The sequence below is a fragment of the Desulfogranum marinum genome, from assembly GCF_016918565.1.
In the GTDB taxonomy this organism is placed as follows: Bacteria; Desulfobacterota; Desulfobulbia; order Desulfobulbales; family Desulfobulbaceae; genus Desulfogranum; species Desulfogranum marinum.
In genome coordinates this window covers 57,639-75,439 of the sequence record NZ_JAFFQD010000024.1, presented here as the reverse complement: position 1 = coordinate 75,439, position 17,801 = coordinate 57,639, and the positions used below count along the sequence as shown (strand labels likewise).

Sequence of the window (17,801 nt, the reverse complement as noted above, 5' to 3'; positions counted from 1 at the left end):
TATCCGCAACCATTTTCATTAGATGTTATCCTTCCTCAATCGTTTTTTTAAAGCGTGATAACTATACAATAGCACAATTATTTATTCAACCGCTCCCGCAAGCGTTTACTCGGACGAAAAGAAACCATCTGCCGTTTGGTAATAATCATGGATTCGCCTGTACGTGGGTTACGACCACGACGAGGAGCCTTATTCCGAACGGATAAAGTACCAAACTGGACAAGCTTAATAGATTCACCACCAACCATGGTGTCTTTCATAGTGGAAAAAACAGTATCGACAATCTCGGCAGCATTTCGCTGCGAAACCCCCAGTTTTTCGTTTACAGAAATTGCTAACTCTTTACGGGTGACATTCTTTTTCTTCATGCTTCAGATCCTTCTCTATAGCGTGCATTAAATTGACGCATGCGTGCTCTTACAATCTATTGATGTGCATGGTCAACTGGTAGTAGTTGAAATCGTTAGATGGAATTCAAACAGTATACCTGTTCAAACCACACTTGTATATCCATCTTTACCGAGCTTGTCACGATATACATCAAACAGCTCTGCAGATTCAATATTTTTTTGTTTATACGGTAAAATTTGCGGAAGTAGCTATTGCATTGAAAAATGTGAGAGCTACATACCACAAGACTGTGTCTAATTTTTCGAGGCTTTTTTAGTATTACTTAAGGAAATCTTGAGTTCCGGCTTTTTGGGCCTCGGCAAACGGATTGAATTTCTCAACACAAAGGTAGGAGATAGAATGCTGACATCAAAAACGGACATCCTGCATCAACACAGCACATTTAATTTCAGTATAGTATCACTGACTTTTTTTGGATTCGATATCAGAGTATTTTACTGCTGTGAGTTTTACGCTCTTGGAAAAGCGAATATTTGAGACAGCACCTGCATTAGGACATGCAGGTTAAAAAAATATCATCTCAACCATTATGACGCGTAGAACCTTGGCTAACACTTTTACTACACGGAAACCATTGGTTTTGGCCCTAAGACCCAAAATGATTTAGCTTTTTGGTTGTTCCGATGGATTAGAAATTTAATAAACGAGTACTATCTATTGAGAAGAAAGAAACGTAATTAAAATTAATCCCAGTCACAAGTAACTTTTCTGCAAAGATACCCTTTTAAAAAGTACGAGATCCTGGGATTATATAATCTGCTGCAATTCATTGTGAGCTGCAGCTTGTAGATGCCGTAGCTCGTTATCCATAAATTGAACTCAGGCAGCACCCTGCCCTGCAGCCTTAACTACTACGGAAAATGCATTGGGATCGACTATTGCCAAATTGGAAAGTACTTTCCTGTCCAGCTCAATATCGTTTTTATGCATTCCGCCGACAAATTTAGAATAATTAGTGCCATTGGCTTTGGCCGCAGCACTGATGCGAGTGATCCAAAGTTTACGGAATTCTCTTTTCTTGGTACGGCGGTCACGATAGGCATAGCAAAGTGCGCGATCAACAGCTTCAGTAGCTGTTCGAAAGAGACGACTCTTTCCACCACGAAAACCTTTTGCCATCTTTAAAACTTTATTTCTTCTGCGGCGTGCTTTAAATCCGCGAGTTACACGAGCCATACTTTACTCCAATACGTTCTCTTATAAAAAAATCTATTAATCTAAACTTTCAGAAAGCTGTGGCTGTAATTGCCTACATGTAAGGCAACATACGCTTAATTGCTTTCGTATCGCATTCTGCGATCAACCCGCTTTGACGCAAACCTCTTTTACGCTTGGTTGATTTTTTGGTCAGAATGTGCGAGGTAAAAGCTTTGCTACGGCGAATTTTACCGGATCCTGTGGCACGAAAACGCTTAGCCGCACCTCTGTTTGTCTTCATCTTTGGCATTACTCAATCTCCTTATATTGCTCTTCCCTGCTCTCCCCTGGCCGGATCGAGTTCAGGAATATTTCTTATCCGTTCAACGTTCAATACTACAAGTTAAGCTTTTGGACCAACAAACATCACGAGTTGTCGCCCTTCCATTTTTGGTTCCTGAAGAATTACGCAGTCTTCTCGCAGAGAATCAGCTATCTTGTTAAGAGCGGCAAGTCCTATTGACTGGGCGTACACGATTTCTCTACCACGAAACCGCATAGTCACCTTTACTTTGTTTTTTGCGTCAAGGAATTGCTTGATTTTCTTAATTTTGAAATTAAGGTCATGCGTTTCCGTCTTTGGCCTGAACTTAATCTCTTTTGTTTCGATAACTGTTTGCTTTTTCTTAGCTTCTTGCTGCTTCTTCTTCAACTCGTAACGATATTTGTCATAATTCATGACCCGACAGACAGGGGGATCTGCTTTATCGGATACTTCAACCAAGTCTAGTCCCTGGTCATATGCAATATCAAGAGCTTCTTTTGCACTTACAACACCGCGCTGCGTACCATCAGCATCAACCAGGCGAACCTGAGAATAATTAATATCTTCGTTGGTTTTGACCTTGATTTCCTGCTGCTGTGGAAGTTTTCTGCCTCGTTTTTTAATGTCCGTTCCTCCAGTTGTTTTACTCTGCTATGCTCAAGGTATTCAGGATGTTACCTCTTCGCATTCTTTTTCAATAAATTCGACAAACTGTTCCGGTCGCATAGGTGGCAAATTTTTGCCATTTCGCATCCTTACCGTTACAGTGCCTTCTTCCTTTTCGCGCTCACCAACTATAAGCATATAGGAGATTTTTTTCAGCTGTGCTTCGCGAATTTTATAATTAAGTTTTTCATTACGCAGGTCTTTGCTAATACGGATCCCCGCTTTTCGCAACTGATTAAAGACGCGTTCGCAGTATTCGCCCTGATCATCAGTAATATTCATGATCCTGGCTTGCTCCGGAGCCATCCATAACGGAAAGGCACCAGCATAATGCTCGATAAGAATACCTATAAACCGTTCTAAAGATCCCATCAGCGCACGATGGATCATAATCGGCTGATGTTCTGCACCGTCTTCGCCGGTGTAGGTCATCTGGAAACGTTCGGGCAGGTTAAAATCAACCTGGATGGTTGAGCACTGCCAGGAACGTCCAAGTTGATCCTTGATCTTGATGTCTATTTTGGGACCGTAAAAAACACCTTCACCTGGATCAATGGAATAGTTAAGCCCCTTCTTTTCCAGTGCCTGCTTCAGCGCATCTGTTGACAATTCCCAGTGTTCGTCAGAACCAACATACTTTTCTGGACGGGTAGACAGATACACGTCATATTCATCGAAACCAAATGTCTTGAGAATATGCAGATTTAAATCGATAATATTAAAAATTTCGTCTTCGAGCTGGTCAGGTCGACAAAATATATGCGCATCGTCCTGAGTGAATCCGCGAACACGCATTAAACCGTGGAGAGCACCGGTACGCTCATATCTATATACTGTACCGAGCTCACACCAACGAATAGGAAATTCACGATAGCTATGTTTAGTTGCGTTGTACACACCTATATGAAACGGACAGTTCATCGGTTTCAGCTGGTACATCACCTCATCAATTTCCATGGCAGAATACATATTCTCACCATAAAAATCGAGATGTCCGGAAGTTTTCCACAAGTCCTGCCGGGCAATGTGTGGTGTATAAAGCAGTTCGTAACCGCTTTTGTAATGTTCTTCCTTCCAGTAGTCTTCTATTAATTTACGCAGCAATGCACCTTTAGGCTGCCATAAAATGAGACCAGGCCCAATTTGATCCTGAATGGTGAACAAGCCCAGTTCTTTGCCAAGTTTGCGGTGGTCACGTTTTTTCGCTTCTTCCAGCTGGTTAAGGTAGCGCTTCAGATCTTTTTTATCGGTAAAAGCTGTCCCGTAAATACGGGTGAGCATCTGTTTTTTTTCATCACCACGCCAGTACGATCCGGCAACCCGAAGCAATTTAAACACTTTCAGCCAGGAGGAATCAGGGATATGTGGTCCACGACAAAGATCTATAAATCCATCCTGTTTGTATATGGAAACAGGATCCGCTTCCATATCATTAAGCAGTTCCACCTTATAGCTTTCACCCAACTCATCAAAAAGCTTTATAGCTTCGGCCTTTGTCACTTCCTGCCTTTCAAAGGGTAGCCGCCCTGCGACAATCTCAGCCATTTTGTTTTCTATGGCTTCGAAATCTTCTGGAGAGAAAGCTTTTTTCTTGTCAAAATCGTAATAAAAGCCGTCGCTTATCGCAGGCCCGATGGCAACTTTCACATCATTACCATAGATATTTTTCACGGCCAGCGCCATGATATGGGCAGTGGAGTGGCGAAGTATATCCAGCCCTTGCTCTGATGCGAGTAAAATAGGCTCGAGCACAGAATCGGTGGTAAGCGTAGTGCCTAAGTCGGACGGGAGACCATTGCAAACAGATGCAACAATTTGTTTTCGTTGCTTATTTGAAACCAAGTCCTTGAGAGCTTCAGCAATGGTGATGCCTGAAGCAAACTGCTTTTGTTCTCCGTCCTGAACCGAGACTGCTATCTGTGTCATTATTGCCTGTAAATAGGAAAGGCTAATGATCAAGGGACAAAACTATCCCCTGCATCCTAGCCTTTATTATTCTGGTAGGCGCGGGCGGTGTCGAACCGCCGACTTCTACCACGTCAAGGTAGCGCTCTCCCGCTGAGCTACGCGCCTACATCATATTATGTTTACCTGCGGCTTTGGTGGAAAGCCTTATGTGAAAAACTGTAATTAAATACCTGCAATCACCCAGAGTGTCAAGAGAAAATGGCAAATTGATCCAAAGATGTTGTTTTTTTCTCTTAAAAAAAGTTATCTTTCCAGTTTGCTCTCAATTATGAGGCACCCTGCCCGACATTCTTCTCAACCGGGACATCTTTAATCCAAAGATTGCCGTGATTCTATTGCTCTGCCAAGTGTGTGAATATCTGCGTATTTAATATCCATCCCCATTGGTATGCCACACGCAAGGCGACTGGTAGCAACCGGGCTCTTTTGCAGCAGGTTCGCAAGATAAGCGGCTGTTGCCTCTCCAGGTACAGTGGAACTCGTAGCAAGAACCACCTCTTTAATTCCACCCGTTTGGATTCTTTTAACTAATTCTTTTATTTTGAGCTCATCGGGTCCAATACCATCCATCGGCGATAATGCTCCATGTAGGATATGGTACACGCCTTTAAAAACAGCTGTCTTTTCTATAGCCAGCAAATCTCCAGGCTCTTCCACCACACAGACCACATCACTTTTACGTCGTACATCACTGCACACATCGCACGTGTCTGTCTCTGAGAAAGTATAACAAACGCTGCACAGCTGGATGGAGTTATGTAATTCGGCCAGGGCCTCGGCAAGTCGCTTCGCATCTGTTGCTGGTTTACGAAGAATGTGTAAAGCGAGTCGGGTTGCCGTTTTCTCGCCTATCCCTGGGAAATAACCAAGTTCTTTGATCAAACGTTCCAGCGCCGGAGGCACGATATGCATCTTAATTGACCTAAAATAATCCAGGAATATTGACGCCGCCGGTTAACTTCCCCATTTCCGTTTTACCTACCTCTTTAGCCTTCTGCAGGCCATCATTGACTGCGGCAGTAACAAGGTCTTCCAGCATCTGTACATCGTCTGCATTGACGATTCCCGGTTCTATATGGAGATCCAGCAATTCGCTATTGCCATTGACGGTAGCTGTTACCATTCCTGCGCCGGCGCTACCTGTTACAGTCTTTTTTCCTAATTCCTGTTGAATATCGCTCAGCTTAGCTTGAAACTGCTGAGCCTGCTTCATCAGATCGCCCATGTTCATAATATATTATACCCTCGTTACTCTTCTGTATGCGTGTCCGCCGGGCTGATTGCCTCCGGCGTTTTTTCCTGTTCATTCTTTTTTCTAAATCGTGGTCCAATTCGAATGTCACCGACCTGGCCATTAAAAATTTCGACAGCTGTAAGTACCAACGGATCATTTGCAAGAGCCCTGCGCTCCAAATGCGGTTTTTGTCCGTTCTCTGCAGCTATTTCGCAATCCTGGCCTTCCGGCACATCAAAACGAATAGTGAGGTTTTTTTGGAAAAAATCAAGAAAAAATTCTGTGAGCGGCTGAATATATTTTTTCTGCCTCAGCAAACTACACTCTATACTGTCGTCAAATTGAATAACCAGCTCTGCCCCGACCTGTTTTACCGAAGAAGCACGCTGCAAAGAGGCAGACATCCATGGCTGCCGCTCACGGACATAGGCAATAAATCCATCCCAGTCACGACGGATATCTTTTTTTTTCTCTATCTGCTCCACTGTAGAAGATGCTGCACCCTGTGTTTCGGCCTGCTGCGAATCTATGGGGGCATTGTTCTGCACAGCAACCGCTGATTTAGCTTTAGGCGGCGTCACTTCAACAGGGGCCCCTTGCGCTGCAGTACTTACCGGCGATGCCTCTTGTAACTCAACAGTGGCTACAGGCGAAGAGACTGGCTTTTCCCCGGCAGGCGCAGGGGCACTTGGAACAGGCTGAGCCTGCTTGACCGGTGACACGGGAACGGTACGCGTTGTTACTTGAGAAAACTGCTCAATAACAGTTTCCGGAACCTCTGCCAACAGGTTGTCGAACCGAGTGATAAGCTCTCCAACCGGAACAATATTGCCTATTTGAAATATTTTAATAAAGGTAAGTTCAAGCGAAAGGCGCGAATAGGCAGAGAAATGTGCTTTTTCAAGCCCTTCGAGCAGGAGATTAAATATTGCGGTCAGGGTTTCCAGGCTCTGTCCGCTAACACTCTGCTGGAGTCGCAACAAATCATCTTCAGGAAGATCGAAGAACTCTTCACCGGGGTTGATTTTACAAATGACAAGATTACGGAACCAAGAGAGCAGCTCATTGCTCAACCGTTTAAAATCCATTCCCTGATTATAGATATCTTCCAGAAGCACGTACACTGCACTCAGATCTCTTTGCAAAAGTGCATCAGCAAGGTCTGCAACGGTCTGGTTATTAACGAGACCAAGCACGTCTACAACATCTTCTACCTTTACTTCCCGGCCGCAATAAGAAAATATCTGATCCAACAGGCTGAGTCCGTCGCGAACACTTCCCTCAGCCTCCCTTACCACCATCTCCAGGGCCGTAGGTTCTATTTGTACCTGTTCCTGCTGGGCAAGATTTGCAAAATGACCGGCAAGATCCTTGCGGCTAATTCGTTTAAGTTCGTACCGTTGACAACGGGAAAGAATGGTAACCGGGACTTTATGTAATTCTGTGGTAGCGAACATGAAGAACACATGTTCGGGGGGCTCTTCCAGAGTTTTCAGCAACGCATTGAAGGCCTCAGTAGTCAGCATATGGACTTCATCAATGATAATAATTTTATACCTGCTGCTGGTAGGCATAAAACGTATCTTATCTTTGAGTTCGCGAATTTCCTGGATGCCTCTGTTCGATGCCCCATCAACTTCTTGCAGGTCAACGCTGTTTCCTTCGGTTATCTGCAGGCAGGAAGCACAGGTATTGCAGGGTTCGGCTCCATTTCTGTTTTCACAGTTCAGGGCCTTGGCCATGATGCGTGCAAGCGTTGTCTTGCCGGTTCCGCGCACGCCACTGAATATTAAGGCATGAGCGACCCTTTCCTGCAGCAATGCATTTTGCAAAGTGCGAACTATTGGCTTTTGGCCTACAACCTCACTAAAGAACCGGGGACGAAATTTTCTGGCTAAGACAAGATAGGACAAATCGACTTTCCTGGATTATATGATCAACATCCGTACTCTAAAAAAAATGATAGCCAGGCACCCCTGTAACACACAAAGAGATTCACTGCCGCTGCTTCCTCCCGGACCTGACGGGGTTCGTGATTCTTTGTTGCACAGGACCCGGCTATCAAAGCTGCGATCATATGGCTGGCGAAGAGTAAGCGAGTAAGCAATTGAGACGCCTGCACGATAAACTCCGTACGCTGTAGATTGTGCGTCCTGCTTTCCCTTCGAGTCTGGGCTATATACTATCCACACAAAATAACGTCAAGCAAATTTATTTTTTTGCGTTTCATATTATTGCGAGTAATACCTGCCCCTCCTCAACACAACAAAAAGCCCTTCAGAGTTAAAACTGAAGGGCTTTTTTGCAAAATGGCGGAGAGGGTGAGATTCGAACTCACGGTACTTGCGTACACACGCGTTCCAGGCGTGCACCTTAAGCCACTCGGTCACCTCTCCATATTTTTTCAGAGCCATTGATATTGCTCTGGGCAAATTGAGTTGATGGGTGCATGTATGTATACTGTGTGTAAAAAATTTACAATAGAAATTAACGTCGCCTTTTAAAAAATTTTTTTAAAAGAACGCTGCACTCCTCTTTCAGCACTCCGGATGTCACTAAAAAAACGTGATTTAACTTACCATCTGTGCCGATTTGGTATTTAGAGTGCACAGCTCCTGTTTTTGGATCATCAGCGCCGAAAACGACTCTTTTCACCCGGGCATGGACCATTGCGGCAGCACACATGGCACAAGGTTCGAGGGTGACATACATTGTTGTGTCCGGAAATCTATAATTACCAGTCTTGCGTGCCGCCTCCCGCAGGGTTCGTATTTCTGCATGGCCGGTCGGATCATTGGCAGCAATGCAGTTATTACCGCAAGCAGCAATAATATTACCATTACTGTCTGCCAACACAGCCCCCACCGGCACTTCTTCCATGGCTGCAGACTCCTTTGCACAGGCAAGAGCCGCCTCCATTAATGCCGCATCCAAAGCAACATTCACATTTTTCATAATAAAAGATAGTGAGAAAAAGTCGACGTCCTGCAAATCATCTCTTTACTTTCCAGGGTAAAAGCCATTATAATTACCAAAAAGGTATTTGAAATACAAATTCGAAACAGACCTTGAGCAGCAGCCATGGTAAAACACAAAGTTTCCGTTCTAGCATACGAAGAAGATTCCGGAAGTAAAGACATTCTTACAGAAGCGTTAGCCCCCACTTCAAATCTTACCTTCCGGTATGATCACAAATCTTTTCAACAAGCGATAAATAAAAACAAGTATGACGTCATTTTTATCAATACAAAACCGTCTAATGGTACCACTTTTGAGTTGCTCAAAAATACTAAGGCGCAAACACCTCACACGCCGATTATCATCACTTCACCTTTAGACGAAACAAACTTTATTTTTAAAGCCATTGATGAAGGCGCCTACGATTTTATAGCCCCTCCCTTTTCGAAAACCAGAGTGCAGTTGGTAGTCAAAAAGGCTCTTAATGACCATTCAAAAGATAGCGAAATTGCTTATTTACGCAGAAGACAAGACATAATCTATGATTTCGATGCAATTATAGCAAAATCGCCAAGTTTCAAAAACGTCATCACCAGTCTTAAAAAATTCGCCTCTTCAGACTCAACCATCCTCATAACCGGCGCGACAGGGACAGGTAAAAGCTTTTTATCAGGGACCGTCCATTACAATTCTCCACGACGCCATCACCCTTTTATAAAAATAAATTGTGCCAACATTCCTGAAACTCTGCTGGAAAGCGAGTTATTCGGCCATGAAAAGGGAGCGTTCACCGGTGCGGACAAACAGCGAATCGGACGTTTCGAACAGGCTGACGAGGGTACCATATTTCTCGATGAAATCGGGGAAATTCCTCTTGAGATCCAATCTAAACTGCTGCGGGTTATCGAGGAAAAGACATTTGAACGTGTTGGAGGCAACAAAACCATTGAAGTGGACGTACGAGTCATTGCGGCAACCAACAGAGATCTCCAGCAACAGGTAAATGACAATAAATTCCGGGAAGATCTTTTTTACCGAATCAATGTACTCCCTGTTCCGCTGCCTACACTTTCCGAGCGTCCGCTCTGCATCATACCACTAGCTGAAAAGCTGCTGGAAAAAGCTGCGACTTCGTTGAAAAGAACTATAAAAGGATTTTCAGCAGAAACAGTCGATTTGCTCCAACACTACCACTGGCCCGGCAATATTCGTCAACTGGCCAACACCATCGAAAGGGCGATCATCTTGGAAGAAAGTGATACCATTCACATAGAGGCGATTCACTTGCCTGACATAAATACCACCCAATACAAGCCCCGTGTCAGATCGAATGAGCCACTAATCGTCCAGGAGAAGGAGCTCATTATCAATGCCTTGGAGGAAAACCTCTGGGTCCAAAAAAACGCAGCCAAAGTGCTCGGCATAAGCCCAAGAGCGCTCAACTACAAGGTTAAAAAATTTGGCATAACCCATCCCAACTGGCGGAGGAATAAAGAAACCCAGTGATTGTCAGGTGAGATGGCCACCGGTACTGGACATAGTCAAATTACCGTCTTTGACTCCCCTCAGTGCCATAAGCTGGGCAGCAAGCTCCTGAACAGTAGAAGCCTTTCCTTTAACAATGGTCACTTCCAGACAATTATGATGATCCATGTGAACATGGGTCGTTGAAGTGATCAGGTTATGATAATTATGTTGCAGTTCGGTAATTTTCTCCTGCAACTGTGATTTATGGTGGTTGAAAACAAGTGTAACCACCCCCACCACCTCGCTGTCTTTTTCCCACTCCTCGCTCACCTGGGTCTTACGGATTAGATCCCGAATAGCCTCAGAACGATTGGAATAGCCCCTGTTCTCAATATATGTATCAAACCGGGCCAGCAATTCTTCTTCAAGTGATATGGAGAAGCGTTTCAGCATAATTTAAAGTCTACTTTTCTTTTTCTAATTTTTTGAGTTTATCGAGAATTTCAAGGGCTTCATTTTGCAATTTTTCCGGGAGTTCCTTCTCTTTAGAAACACTTTCCAAGTACTGCCTTGCAGTTTTGACCCTGCCCTTGAACAGATAGTATTTACCAAGATAAAACCTACTGACACCCTGCTCTCCCTTATCAGCGCTTAACCGGCCCAATTCATAATAAATCTCTGCATTTTGCGGGAGATCTTTGGCTACCCTGGCAAACAGTTGTTCAGCTTTTTTAAGATTACCCAGCTTATACTCAACCAAAGCCAACTGATTCACCCCATACATATCTCCTGGATGCCGATACACTATTTTGTCCAGTATCGCCTTTGCCCGGTCAAACTGCTGACTTTCAGCATAGATAACGGCCTCATCTATATCAAGAACATATTTATCCTTATACCTATTTTTCACCTCGTTCAGCAGTTCGAGCGCCCGGTCAATATTATGCTCATCGGCTTCCACCAAGGCCAACCCGAAGCGAGCCATTATTGCCTGCTCCTTATCACTGTCTGAAGCTGCGGCGTTGGAACAAAAAACCCGTAATTTTTCTGGATCCATGGTCTCCTGCAATATCCGATATTTGAAGCGGAGAAAAGAAAAATTATCTGTGGGAACATAGTACGCCGGCTGTTGCTGACTCTCATCGAGTTCAACCAGAGACTGAACATAATCGAGTCGGGCCTCAGGATCGGGATGGGTCAAGAGGTACTGGGGATATTGTCCCGAGCTATAGCGTGCAATTCGCCTCATGGTACGCAGCATACCAACCATGGCCTTGGGGTTTCGATGCATTTCGTGCATCCATTCAAAGGAAAGGCGGTCAGCCTGTTCCTCATCATTTCTACTGTATTGAAGCTGGATAGCCTGCCCTGCAGCAAGCGACCCTGCCAGTATCCCCTGTGACAGGGCCGGCACTCCCAGGGCCAACCCTGCAATCCCCAAGGCCAGGGTTGCTGCGCTGACCTTGGTACTCTGATCTATCCGTTGAGAAATATGCCTGCTAACCACATGGCCGATCTCATGGGCAAGGACACTCATTAATTCGTCCTCGCTCTTCATGGTTTTTATCAGTCCGGTATAGAAAAAAACCAGCCCCGCAGGTGCGGCAAAGGCGTTAAATTGGGAGCTTTTCACCACGAAAAAATGATAGTCAAAAAATTGCGGGCCAACAATGTTGAGCACATTCTGCCCAAGCCGATTGATATACTGATGAATATCAGGATCATCCAAGACCGTAAACTCACCACGCACAGAGTAAAGCAGTTTTTCCCCTATGCGACGCTCTTCACCAATGGTCATGGAAGACACATGGGTTGGCAGCGTAAGCAGGGTAATACAAAGAAAACAAGACAGGATTTTCTGAACAAAAAAATGTTTTGTCATATGTTCAACTAGCTAAAATAAAAAAATAACCTTCACTGCACCACATTCTAGCCGGCGACCGTCCAGTACGCAGGCTGGATAAGCGCAGCGCATCTGCGCTGAATCCAAAGCCTGATTTACTGTCTGACAGTGCGGCAGTGCTGAGCTACTTATCATTACCAGTAAACACACATAGGATAACGGAGCCTTGCAAAGAGTGCAACAATAGCGTTCTCACCCTTGATTTCGACTCATTCGTCTCTCCAACCAGCTCACGGCTGTTGAACAGGGAAAGGTAAGCAAAAGATACATACAGGCAATGGTAATCCACACTTCAATGGTTAAATAGGTTGAGGCCATTAGCTGCGTCCCTTGATAGGTCAGTTCTTGGATAGAGATAACAGAGACAATAGCAGAATCTTTTATCAACGAAATTATCTGCCCGGCCAGAGGGGGGAGCACCCTCCGAAAAGCCTGGGGAAGAATAATATAATATAAGGTCTGCCATCGTTTCAGGCCCAGTGCATGCGCTGCCTCCCACTGATGCCTTGATATGGATTCTATCCCTGACCTGAGAATTTCTGCCACATAGGCGCTTTCAAAAACAGCCAGCGTTATAAGGGCCGACAAAAAAGGGATCAACGATGACACCGGCGAAAAACAAAATGCGACCAGCTTTTGCAAACCAGGTGAACTTTTGGCGAGCAAAGCATCAAGTCCCAAAAGGGGCAAAAATTGATCGGCAAGAAAAAAATAAAAAATAAATATAATAACCAATGGCGGTAAATTGCGCATCAGTTCGATATAACAGCGAGATATTAACTGTAAAAAAAGACTTGAACTGGTACGGGCAAGTGCCATAAGCAAGCCAAGAGCAAATGCAAGCACACTGCTCCAAAGACTGAGTCGCAGCGTTGTCAGCAGACCTTCGACAAGATAATTGGTTACCCACCGGCCCTGTTCCTGATCATACCGGAAGAGATACTGGGGGATTATCGACCAGTTCCAATCATAATCAAGGCGTAAAGTTATCCTAAAAATAATAAACCCTGCTGCACCAAGCAGCAGGGTAATGAGCAGAAAGTCGAGTAGACTCAGTTTATGACGGGATGATAGCATTTTTAAAAAATATATAAAGAATCGATCATGCTGCTATTGCAGCTGATCTTTCCACTGCGTGCTCTCAAACCAGTAGGAGTATTTCTCATCAATCCAGCCTTTCGCCCTGACAATCTCGATCCAGTTATTAAAAAAATTCAAGGTGTCCACATCGCCTTTGCGAATACCAAAGCACATTGGCTCCTTCATCAGTTGCTCGCCGAATGCTTTCAGAGTATCTGGAGATTCAGAAGCGATGTGTGCAGGTAGTGGTTGTCCTCCTACCATTGCGTGAACACGTCCATTTTTTACTTCTTGTACAGCGGCTGGTTCATCATCAAACAGCCGCAATCTAGCCTTAGGGAAATTGGCTTTTGCAGCCACAGCACCGGTGGAACCAAGACGGGCAGCAATAGTGACTTCAGGACTATTGAAATCTTCAATGGTAAAGCCCTCTGTCATTTTACGATTGGCCAGCAATCCCTGACTGGTATAATAATAAGGCCTGGTGAAATTAATTTTCATGTTCCGTTTGGGGGTCACGGTCATACCGCCAATAATTACATCAAATTTTCCAGCAGCCAGCGCAGGAATAATCCCTGACCATTTTGTGGGCACAAATTCCACCTTAATCCCCATGTCTTCGGCGAGTTGCTTAGCCACATCTATTTCAAAACCGACGAGTTCGCCTTTCTTATTTTTCATAGCCCAGGGAACAAAAATATCCATACCGACCTTGATCGTGCCACGCTTGACAATCTGCTCTATGGTACTTTCAGCAGCGAGTTTATTGTGCAGTTCTCCTGCCATACACGGCTGGACAAGTGCAGCAATAACGAAAAAGGACAAAACCATTACGACGAGTCGAGCCTTGCTTTGCATAATTATGCCTCCTTAGATTGCAGTAAAAAATGTGGTATTACCAACAAGTTACTCTTGGTCCAAAAACAGCTTACAGAATTTGCCGCAAAAAATCATTGGTTCTTTCCTGTTGCGGTGCAGAAAAAAAAGCCTCTGTATCACCTGCTTCAACAATACGCCCATCTTCCATGAAGACTACACGGTCGCTCACTTCCCTGGCAAAACCCATTTCATGAGTCACCACCACCATAGTCATTCCCTCAGCAGCAAGATCACGCATTACATCCAGGACCTCTCCGATCATTTCCGGGTCCAACGCACTTGTCGCCTCATCAAAAAGCATCACTTTTGGCATCAAGGCCAGTGCCCTGGCAATGGCAACCCTTTGCTGCTGACCACCAGAAAGGGCTTCCGGATAACTGTCCGCCTTGTTCGCCACTCCTACTTTTTCGAGCAAAGAGCGGGTAACGGCCGTGGCTTCTTTCCTGCTCGCCTTGCGCACCAGCTGCTGTGCCAGGTTTATGTTTTCCAGGACAGTCATGTGCGGGAACAGGTTAAAGGCTTGAAACACCATTCCCACTTCCCTCCTGATCTCCAGACGATGTTTTTCATTATCATCCAAGGGAATATTATCAACAATGATTTGACCGGAATCGACTTCTTCAAGCCCGTTCAAACACCGCAAAAAGGTCGACTTCCCGGAACCTGACGGCCCTATGACAACTACCACTTCGCCCTTCTTTACCTTGACAGTGAAGTCATCAAGGGCCTTGATAGAACCTGGATAAATTTTGTTAAGATGTTCGGCAATTATAATATATTGTTCACTTTCCGGATGTACCATGGGTGTCATGTTCCCTCTCCTATGCACGCTGCGGAAAATATTTTTCTAAAAATGATACAAAACCAGAGAGTGTCAAGGTTATAAACAGATAAATAGCCGCCACTGTAAACCAGATTTCAAAGGTCATAAACGTTTCGGCAATAATGGTTCGCCCTTCCATGGTCAGATCGTATACGGCTATGGTACTCACCAATGCTGAATCCTTAATCAACGAAATAGCCTGACTGGTCAAGGGGGGCAGGATTCTCCTTATTGCCTGGGGAAGGATGACCCTGCGATAGGTATCATAATGGCTCAACCCCAGACTATGGGCTGCTTCCCACTGCCCCTTTGAAATAGAAGTGATACCTGCCCGTATAATCTCCGAGGCGTACGCGCCTTCAAAAAGACTCAACGCAAGGACCGCGGTTGCAAACCTGCCAATATCAAGGATCGGTGCCATCACAAAGTAAAGAAAAAATATCTGCACCAGCAGGGGTGTGTTACGGATAACTTCCAAATATATCCAGGCTATCAGCCGCCCTACAGGGGAGGCAGACATCCTTAGCAGTGCAGTGACAAGGCCGAAAAATCCTGCTAAAAAAAGGCTGACCACCGTAATTTGTAAGGTTACTCCCAGGCCCAGAAGAAGAGGACCGGCTATAAATTCCCCATCATAAATTTGAAAGAGATAACGGGGCACCTGTTTCCAATGCCAGCTATAAGCAATATTATCGCTGCCTCGCATGACGAGCCATACACTCAAACAGGCAATAGCAAGAAAGCCGATTACGTCACGATAAATTTGTTTTCTTGATCGTGAAGGCTTCATAGAGATGTGTTAGAGATACGCAAATTATTTTTAACAAAATTATGTATTTAGTACATATTCGTATTTTCGGAAATATACAAAAAATGCCGAGGGATAAGAGAAAAGTTACGACCACGGTAAAAATTTTTTAAAGACTACCCGATAATGACACATTGGTGTGCATACTAATAATTTTCTTGTTCTTTTCAAGACGTTGAACAAAAAAAGAGTTAAATTAAAGCTGTATCTTCCTGTTGCCCTCTGCTTAGCTCTAATGTAGAGTACCTAACTTTCTTTTGGCCCGAATTTCTCATAAACATTATTTAATTTTTTCAAATTACCAACAATTTCTGTATGTTATGCAAACCCACATAGCGTTGTTTTTTTAATGTTCACCAAAGGTCAGTCCATCCAGCGCCATGTTCTTCAGTGTTTTGGCAATGAATATAGTCAACTATCAGAGTCTTCGCTTACCTATCCACAGCCAAAAACTTTGATCCTGACGCCGCCTGAACTAATGAGAAATCCGGGTTAGCAATATCGAATTCTTTATTATATGACAGCACTGCTATCCATCCAGAACCTCTCCCTTCAGTTTGATGCCTCATCGGGTATGCATGGGAAACAATTTTCACTGAGCAATGTCTCGTTTGACATTGCTCAAGGGGAAATCCATGCCCTTGTTGGCGAATCGGGTTCAGGTAAGTCTGTTACCGCTCTTTCCGTACTCCGTCTCCTTGAGGATGTTAGCAATGTTTCCGGCAGCGGCCGTATTGCCTTTAATGGAAAACGAATAGATGCTCTGAGTAAAAAAGAAGTCAGGACCCTGCGCGGAAACCAAATAGCCATGATCTTCCAGGAGCCAATGACCTCTCTCAACCCGGTCTACACAATCGGTAATCAGCTGCTCGAACCGTTGATGCTCCACCAAAAGCAATCCAAAGCCCAGGCTTATGCAAATGCAATCAGTTTGCTGGACCGCACCGGCATTAAAAACCCTGAAAGTCGTTTTTCCTCTTATCCGCACCAACTCTCCGGCGGTCAACGACAGAGGGTGATGATTGCCATGGCACTGGCATGCAGACCGAAACTGCTTATTGCAGACGAACCGACCACCGCCCTTGATATCACCATTCAGGAACAGATTCTCGATTTAATCCAAGATATCCAGCAGGAATATGGCATGTCTGTATTGCTTATCACCCATGACCTGACCATGGTTAAGCAACGAGCAGAGACTGTTTCCATTATGCATCAAGGCAAAATTATTGAGCAGGGAACAACGCTCTCTATATTCAAGGATCCCAAGCAACCCTACACCGTCCACCTGCTTAATTCCATCCCCAGCGCCACCGCAAAAGAACGACCGGCAACTCCCCCGCTGTTGGAACTCAAAGACATTGCCTGCACCTTTACCATGAAATCAGGATGGGCTGGGTTTATGAAACCGAAAGTAACAGTGGTCAAAGCAGTAGACCATGTGGACATCTCCCTGGAAAAGAAAAAAACACTGGGCATTGTCGGCGAATCCGGTTCAGGAAAATCAACCCTTGCCATGTGCCTGCTCGGGCTCTATAAATTTTCCGGTCAGGTTCTCTATCACACGGGCAACGGGATCCTTGATCTGGCTACATTTTCCAACCGCCGCTTCCGCCCTTATCGTAAGGATTTGCAAATTGTCTTTCAAGATCCTTTTTCCTCTCTCTCGCCTCGTATGTCAATTGAACAGATCATCGGCGAAGGACTAGGAGTGCACAAAATCGGCGAGAACAGGGCAGAACGCCGCCGGATGATCTACGATGCCCTCACCGATGTGGAACTTGATCCGGATGCGGCAGATCGTTTCCCGCATGAGTTCTCAGGTGGCCAACGACAGAGAATAGCCATAGCCAGGGCATTGATTTTACGCCCCAAGCTGCTTATTTTGGACGAACCGACCAGCGCCCTGGATATGACCATCCAGCATCAAATTTTAGATTTATTACAAAAATTACAGACACGGTACGGTATGACCTATGTCTTTATAACGCATGACCTACGGACTATCCGCGCCATAGCAGATAACATTGCAGTCATGCAAAACGGAAAAATCGTTGAAGCCGGTTGTGCGGCGACAGTTTTTGCCAAGCCACAACATGCGTATACACAAGCCCTTTTTAAAGCAGCATTTCACTGACAATC

Annotated in this window: 17 protein-coding genes, 2 tRNA genes and 1 other RNA gene; 2 read left to right on the top strand and 18 right to left on the bottom strand. The window is 44.8% G+C overall.

The window, feature by feature from the left end:
* Positions 1-77: 77 nt before the first annotated feature.
* The 12 genes from JWH17_RS13985 to tadA form a co-directional block, all read right to left on the bottom strand.
* The gene (locus JWH17_RS13985) at positions 78-368 is read right to left on the bottom strand and encodes an integration host factor subunit alpha (protein WP_205223242.1); all 291 of its coding nucleotides are present in this window, start codon (positions 366-368) and stop codon (positions 78-80) included.
* Between the two features lie 862 nt (positions 369-1,230).
* Complete coding sequence (rplT, locus tag JWH17_RS13980) at positions 1,231-1,587, bottom strand: 50S ribosomal protein L20 (RefSeq protein ID WP_205223241.1); 357 nt, start codon at positions 1,585-1,587, stop codon at positions 1,231-1,233.
* Positions 1,588-1,660: 73 nt separating this feature from the next.
* The gene (gene rpmI, locus JWH17_RS13975) at positions 1,661-1,858 is read right to left on the bottom strand and encodes a 50S ribosomal protein L35 (protein ID WP_205223240.1); all 198 of its coding nucleotides are present in this window, start codon (positions 1,856-1,858) and stop codon (positions 1,661-1,663) included.
* A 93-nt stretch (positions 1,859-1,951) separates the two neighbouring features.
* Positions 1,952-2,458 carry a translation initiation factor IF-3 gene (infC, locus tag JWH17_RS13970; protein WP_319548317.1) on the bottom strand — a complete coding sequence of 169 codons (507 nt, stop codon included), beginning with the start codon at positions 2,456-2,458 and terminating at the stop codon, positions 1,952-1,954.
* A gap of 81 nt (positions 2,459-2,539) precedes the next feature.
* On the bottom strand, positions 2,540-4,465 hold the full coding sequence (gene thrS / locus JWH17_RS13965; RefSeq protein WP_205223239.1) for a threonine--tRNA ligase: 1,926 nt from the start codon (positions 4,463-4,465) through the stop codon (positions 2,540-2,542).
* A gap of 72 nt (positions 4,466-4,537) precedes the next feature.
* A tRNA-Val gene (locus JWH17_RS13960) sits at positions 4,538-4,612 on the bottom strand.
* 204 nt (positions 4,613-4,816) lie between these two features.
* Positions 4,817-5,419: a recombination mediator RecR gene (gene recR / locus JWH17_RS13955; RefSeq protein WP_205223238.1), complete on the bottom strand. Its 603-nt coding sequence runs from the start codon at positions 5,417-5,419 to the stop codon at positions 4,817-4,819.
* Positions 5,420-5,429: 10 nt separating this feature from the next.
* Positions 5,430-5,738 carry a YbaB/EbfC family nucleoid-associated protein gene (locus JWH17_RS13950; RefSeq protein ID WP_205223237.1) on the bottom strand — a complete coding sequence of 103 codons (309 nt, stop codon included), beginning with the start codon at positions 5,736-5,738 and terminating at the stop codon, positions 5,430-5,432.
* Positions 5,739-5,755: 17 nt separating this feature from the next.
* Positions 5,756-7,654, bottom strand: coding sequence for a DNA polymerase III subunit gamma/tau (gene dnaX / locus JWH17_RS13945; RefSeq protein WP_205223236.1), 1,899 nt, complete (start codon positions 7,652-7,654; stop codon positions 5,756-5,758).
* Positions 7,655-7,702: 48 nt separating this feature from the next.
* An RNA gene (ffs, locus tag JWH17_RS13940) (signal recognition particle sRNA small type) lies at positions 7,703-7,801 on the bottom strand.
* 250 nt (positions 7,802-8,051) lie between these two features.
* Positions 8,052-8,137: transfer RNA gene (locus tag JWH17_RS13935), tRNA-Ser, on the bottom strand.
* Positions 8,138-8,228: 91 nt separating this feature from the next.
* A complete protein-coding gene (gene tadA / locus JWH17_RS13930; RefSeq protein ID WP_232371096.1) occupies positions 8,229-8,732 on the bottom strand; it encodes a tRNA adenosine(34) deaminase TadA in 504 nt (167 codons plus the stop codon).
* 90 nt (positions 8,733-8,822) lie between these two features.
* Between tadA and JWH17_RS13925 the strand changes: the two genes are divergently transcribed.
* Positions 8,823-10,205 carry a sigma-54 interaction domain-containing protein gene (locus tag JWH17_RS13925; RefSeq protein ID WP_205223235.1) on the top strand — a complete coding sequence of 461 codons (1,383 nt, stop codon included), beginning with the start codon at positions 8,823-8,825 and terminating at the stop codon, positions 10,203-10,205.
* A 3-nt stretch (positions 10,206-10,208) separates the two neighbouring features.
* Here the strand turns inward: JWH17_RS13925 and nikR are convergent, their stop codons facing one another.
* The 6 genes from nikR to JWH17_RS13895 form a co-directional block, all read right to left on the bottom strand.
* Entirely contained in the window at positions 10,209-10,619 is a 411-nt protein-coding gene (gene nikR / locus JWH17_RS13920) for a nickel-responsive transcriptional regulator NikR (RefSeq protein ID WP_205223234.1), read from the bottom strand.
* 10 nt (positions 10,620-10,629) lie between these two features.
* The gene (locus tag JWH17_RS13915) at positions 10,630-12,048 is read right to left on the bottom strand and encodes a beta-barrel assembly-enhancing protease (protein WP_205223233.1); all 1,419 of its coding nucleotides are present in this window, start codon (positions 12,046-12,048) and stop codon (positions 10,630-10,632) included.
* A 213-nt stretch (positions 12,049-12,261) separates the two neighbouring features.
* On the bottom strand, positions 12,262-13,146 hold the full coding sequence (locus tag JWH17_RS13910) for an amino acid ABC transporter permease (RefSeq protein ID WP_205223232.1): 885 nt from the start codon (positions 13,144-13,146) through the stop codon (positions 12,262-12,264).
* 33 nt (positions 13,147-13,179) lie between these two features.
* Complete coding sequence (locus tag JWH17_RS13905) at positions 13,180-14,007, bottom strand: transporter substrate-binding domain-containing protein (protein ID WP_205223231.1); 828 nt, start codon at positions 14,005-14,007, stop codon at positions 13,180-13,182.
* A 70-nt stretch (positions 14,008-14,077) separates the two neighbouring features.
* Entirely contained in the window at positions 14,078-14,830 is a 753-nt protein-coding gene (locus JWH17_RS13900; RefSeq protein WP_205223250.1) for an amino acid ABC transporter ATP-binding protein, read from the bottom strand.
* Between the two features lie 19 nt (positions 14,831-14,849).
* Positions 14,850-15,641 (bottom strand): amino acid ABC transporter permease, encoded by a 792-nt coding sequence (locus tag JWH17_RS13895; RefSeq protein WP_205223230.1) that lies wholly within the window; start codon positions 15,639-15,641, stop codon positions 14,850-14,852.
* 535 nt (positions 15,642-16,176) lie between these two features.
* Between JWH17_RS13895 and JWH17_RS13890 the strand changes: the two genes are divergently transcribed.
* Entirely contained in the window at positions 16,177-17,796 is a 1,620-nt protein-coding gene (locus JWH17_RS13890; RefSeq protein WP_205223229.1) for an ABC transporter ATP-binding protein, read from the top strand.
* The last annotated feature ends 5 nt before the right edge of the window (positions 17,797-17,801 follow it).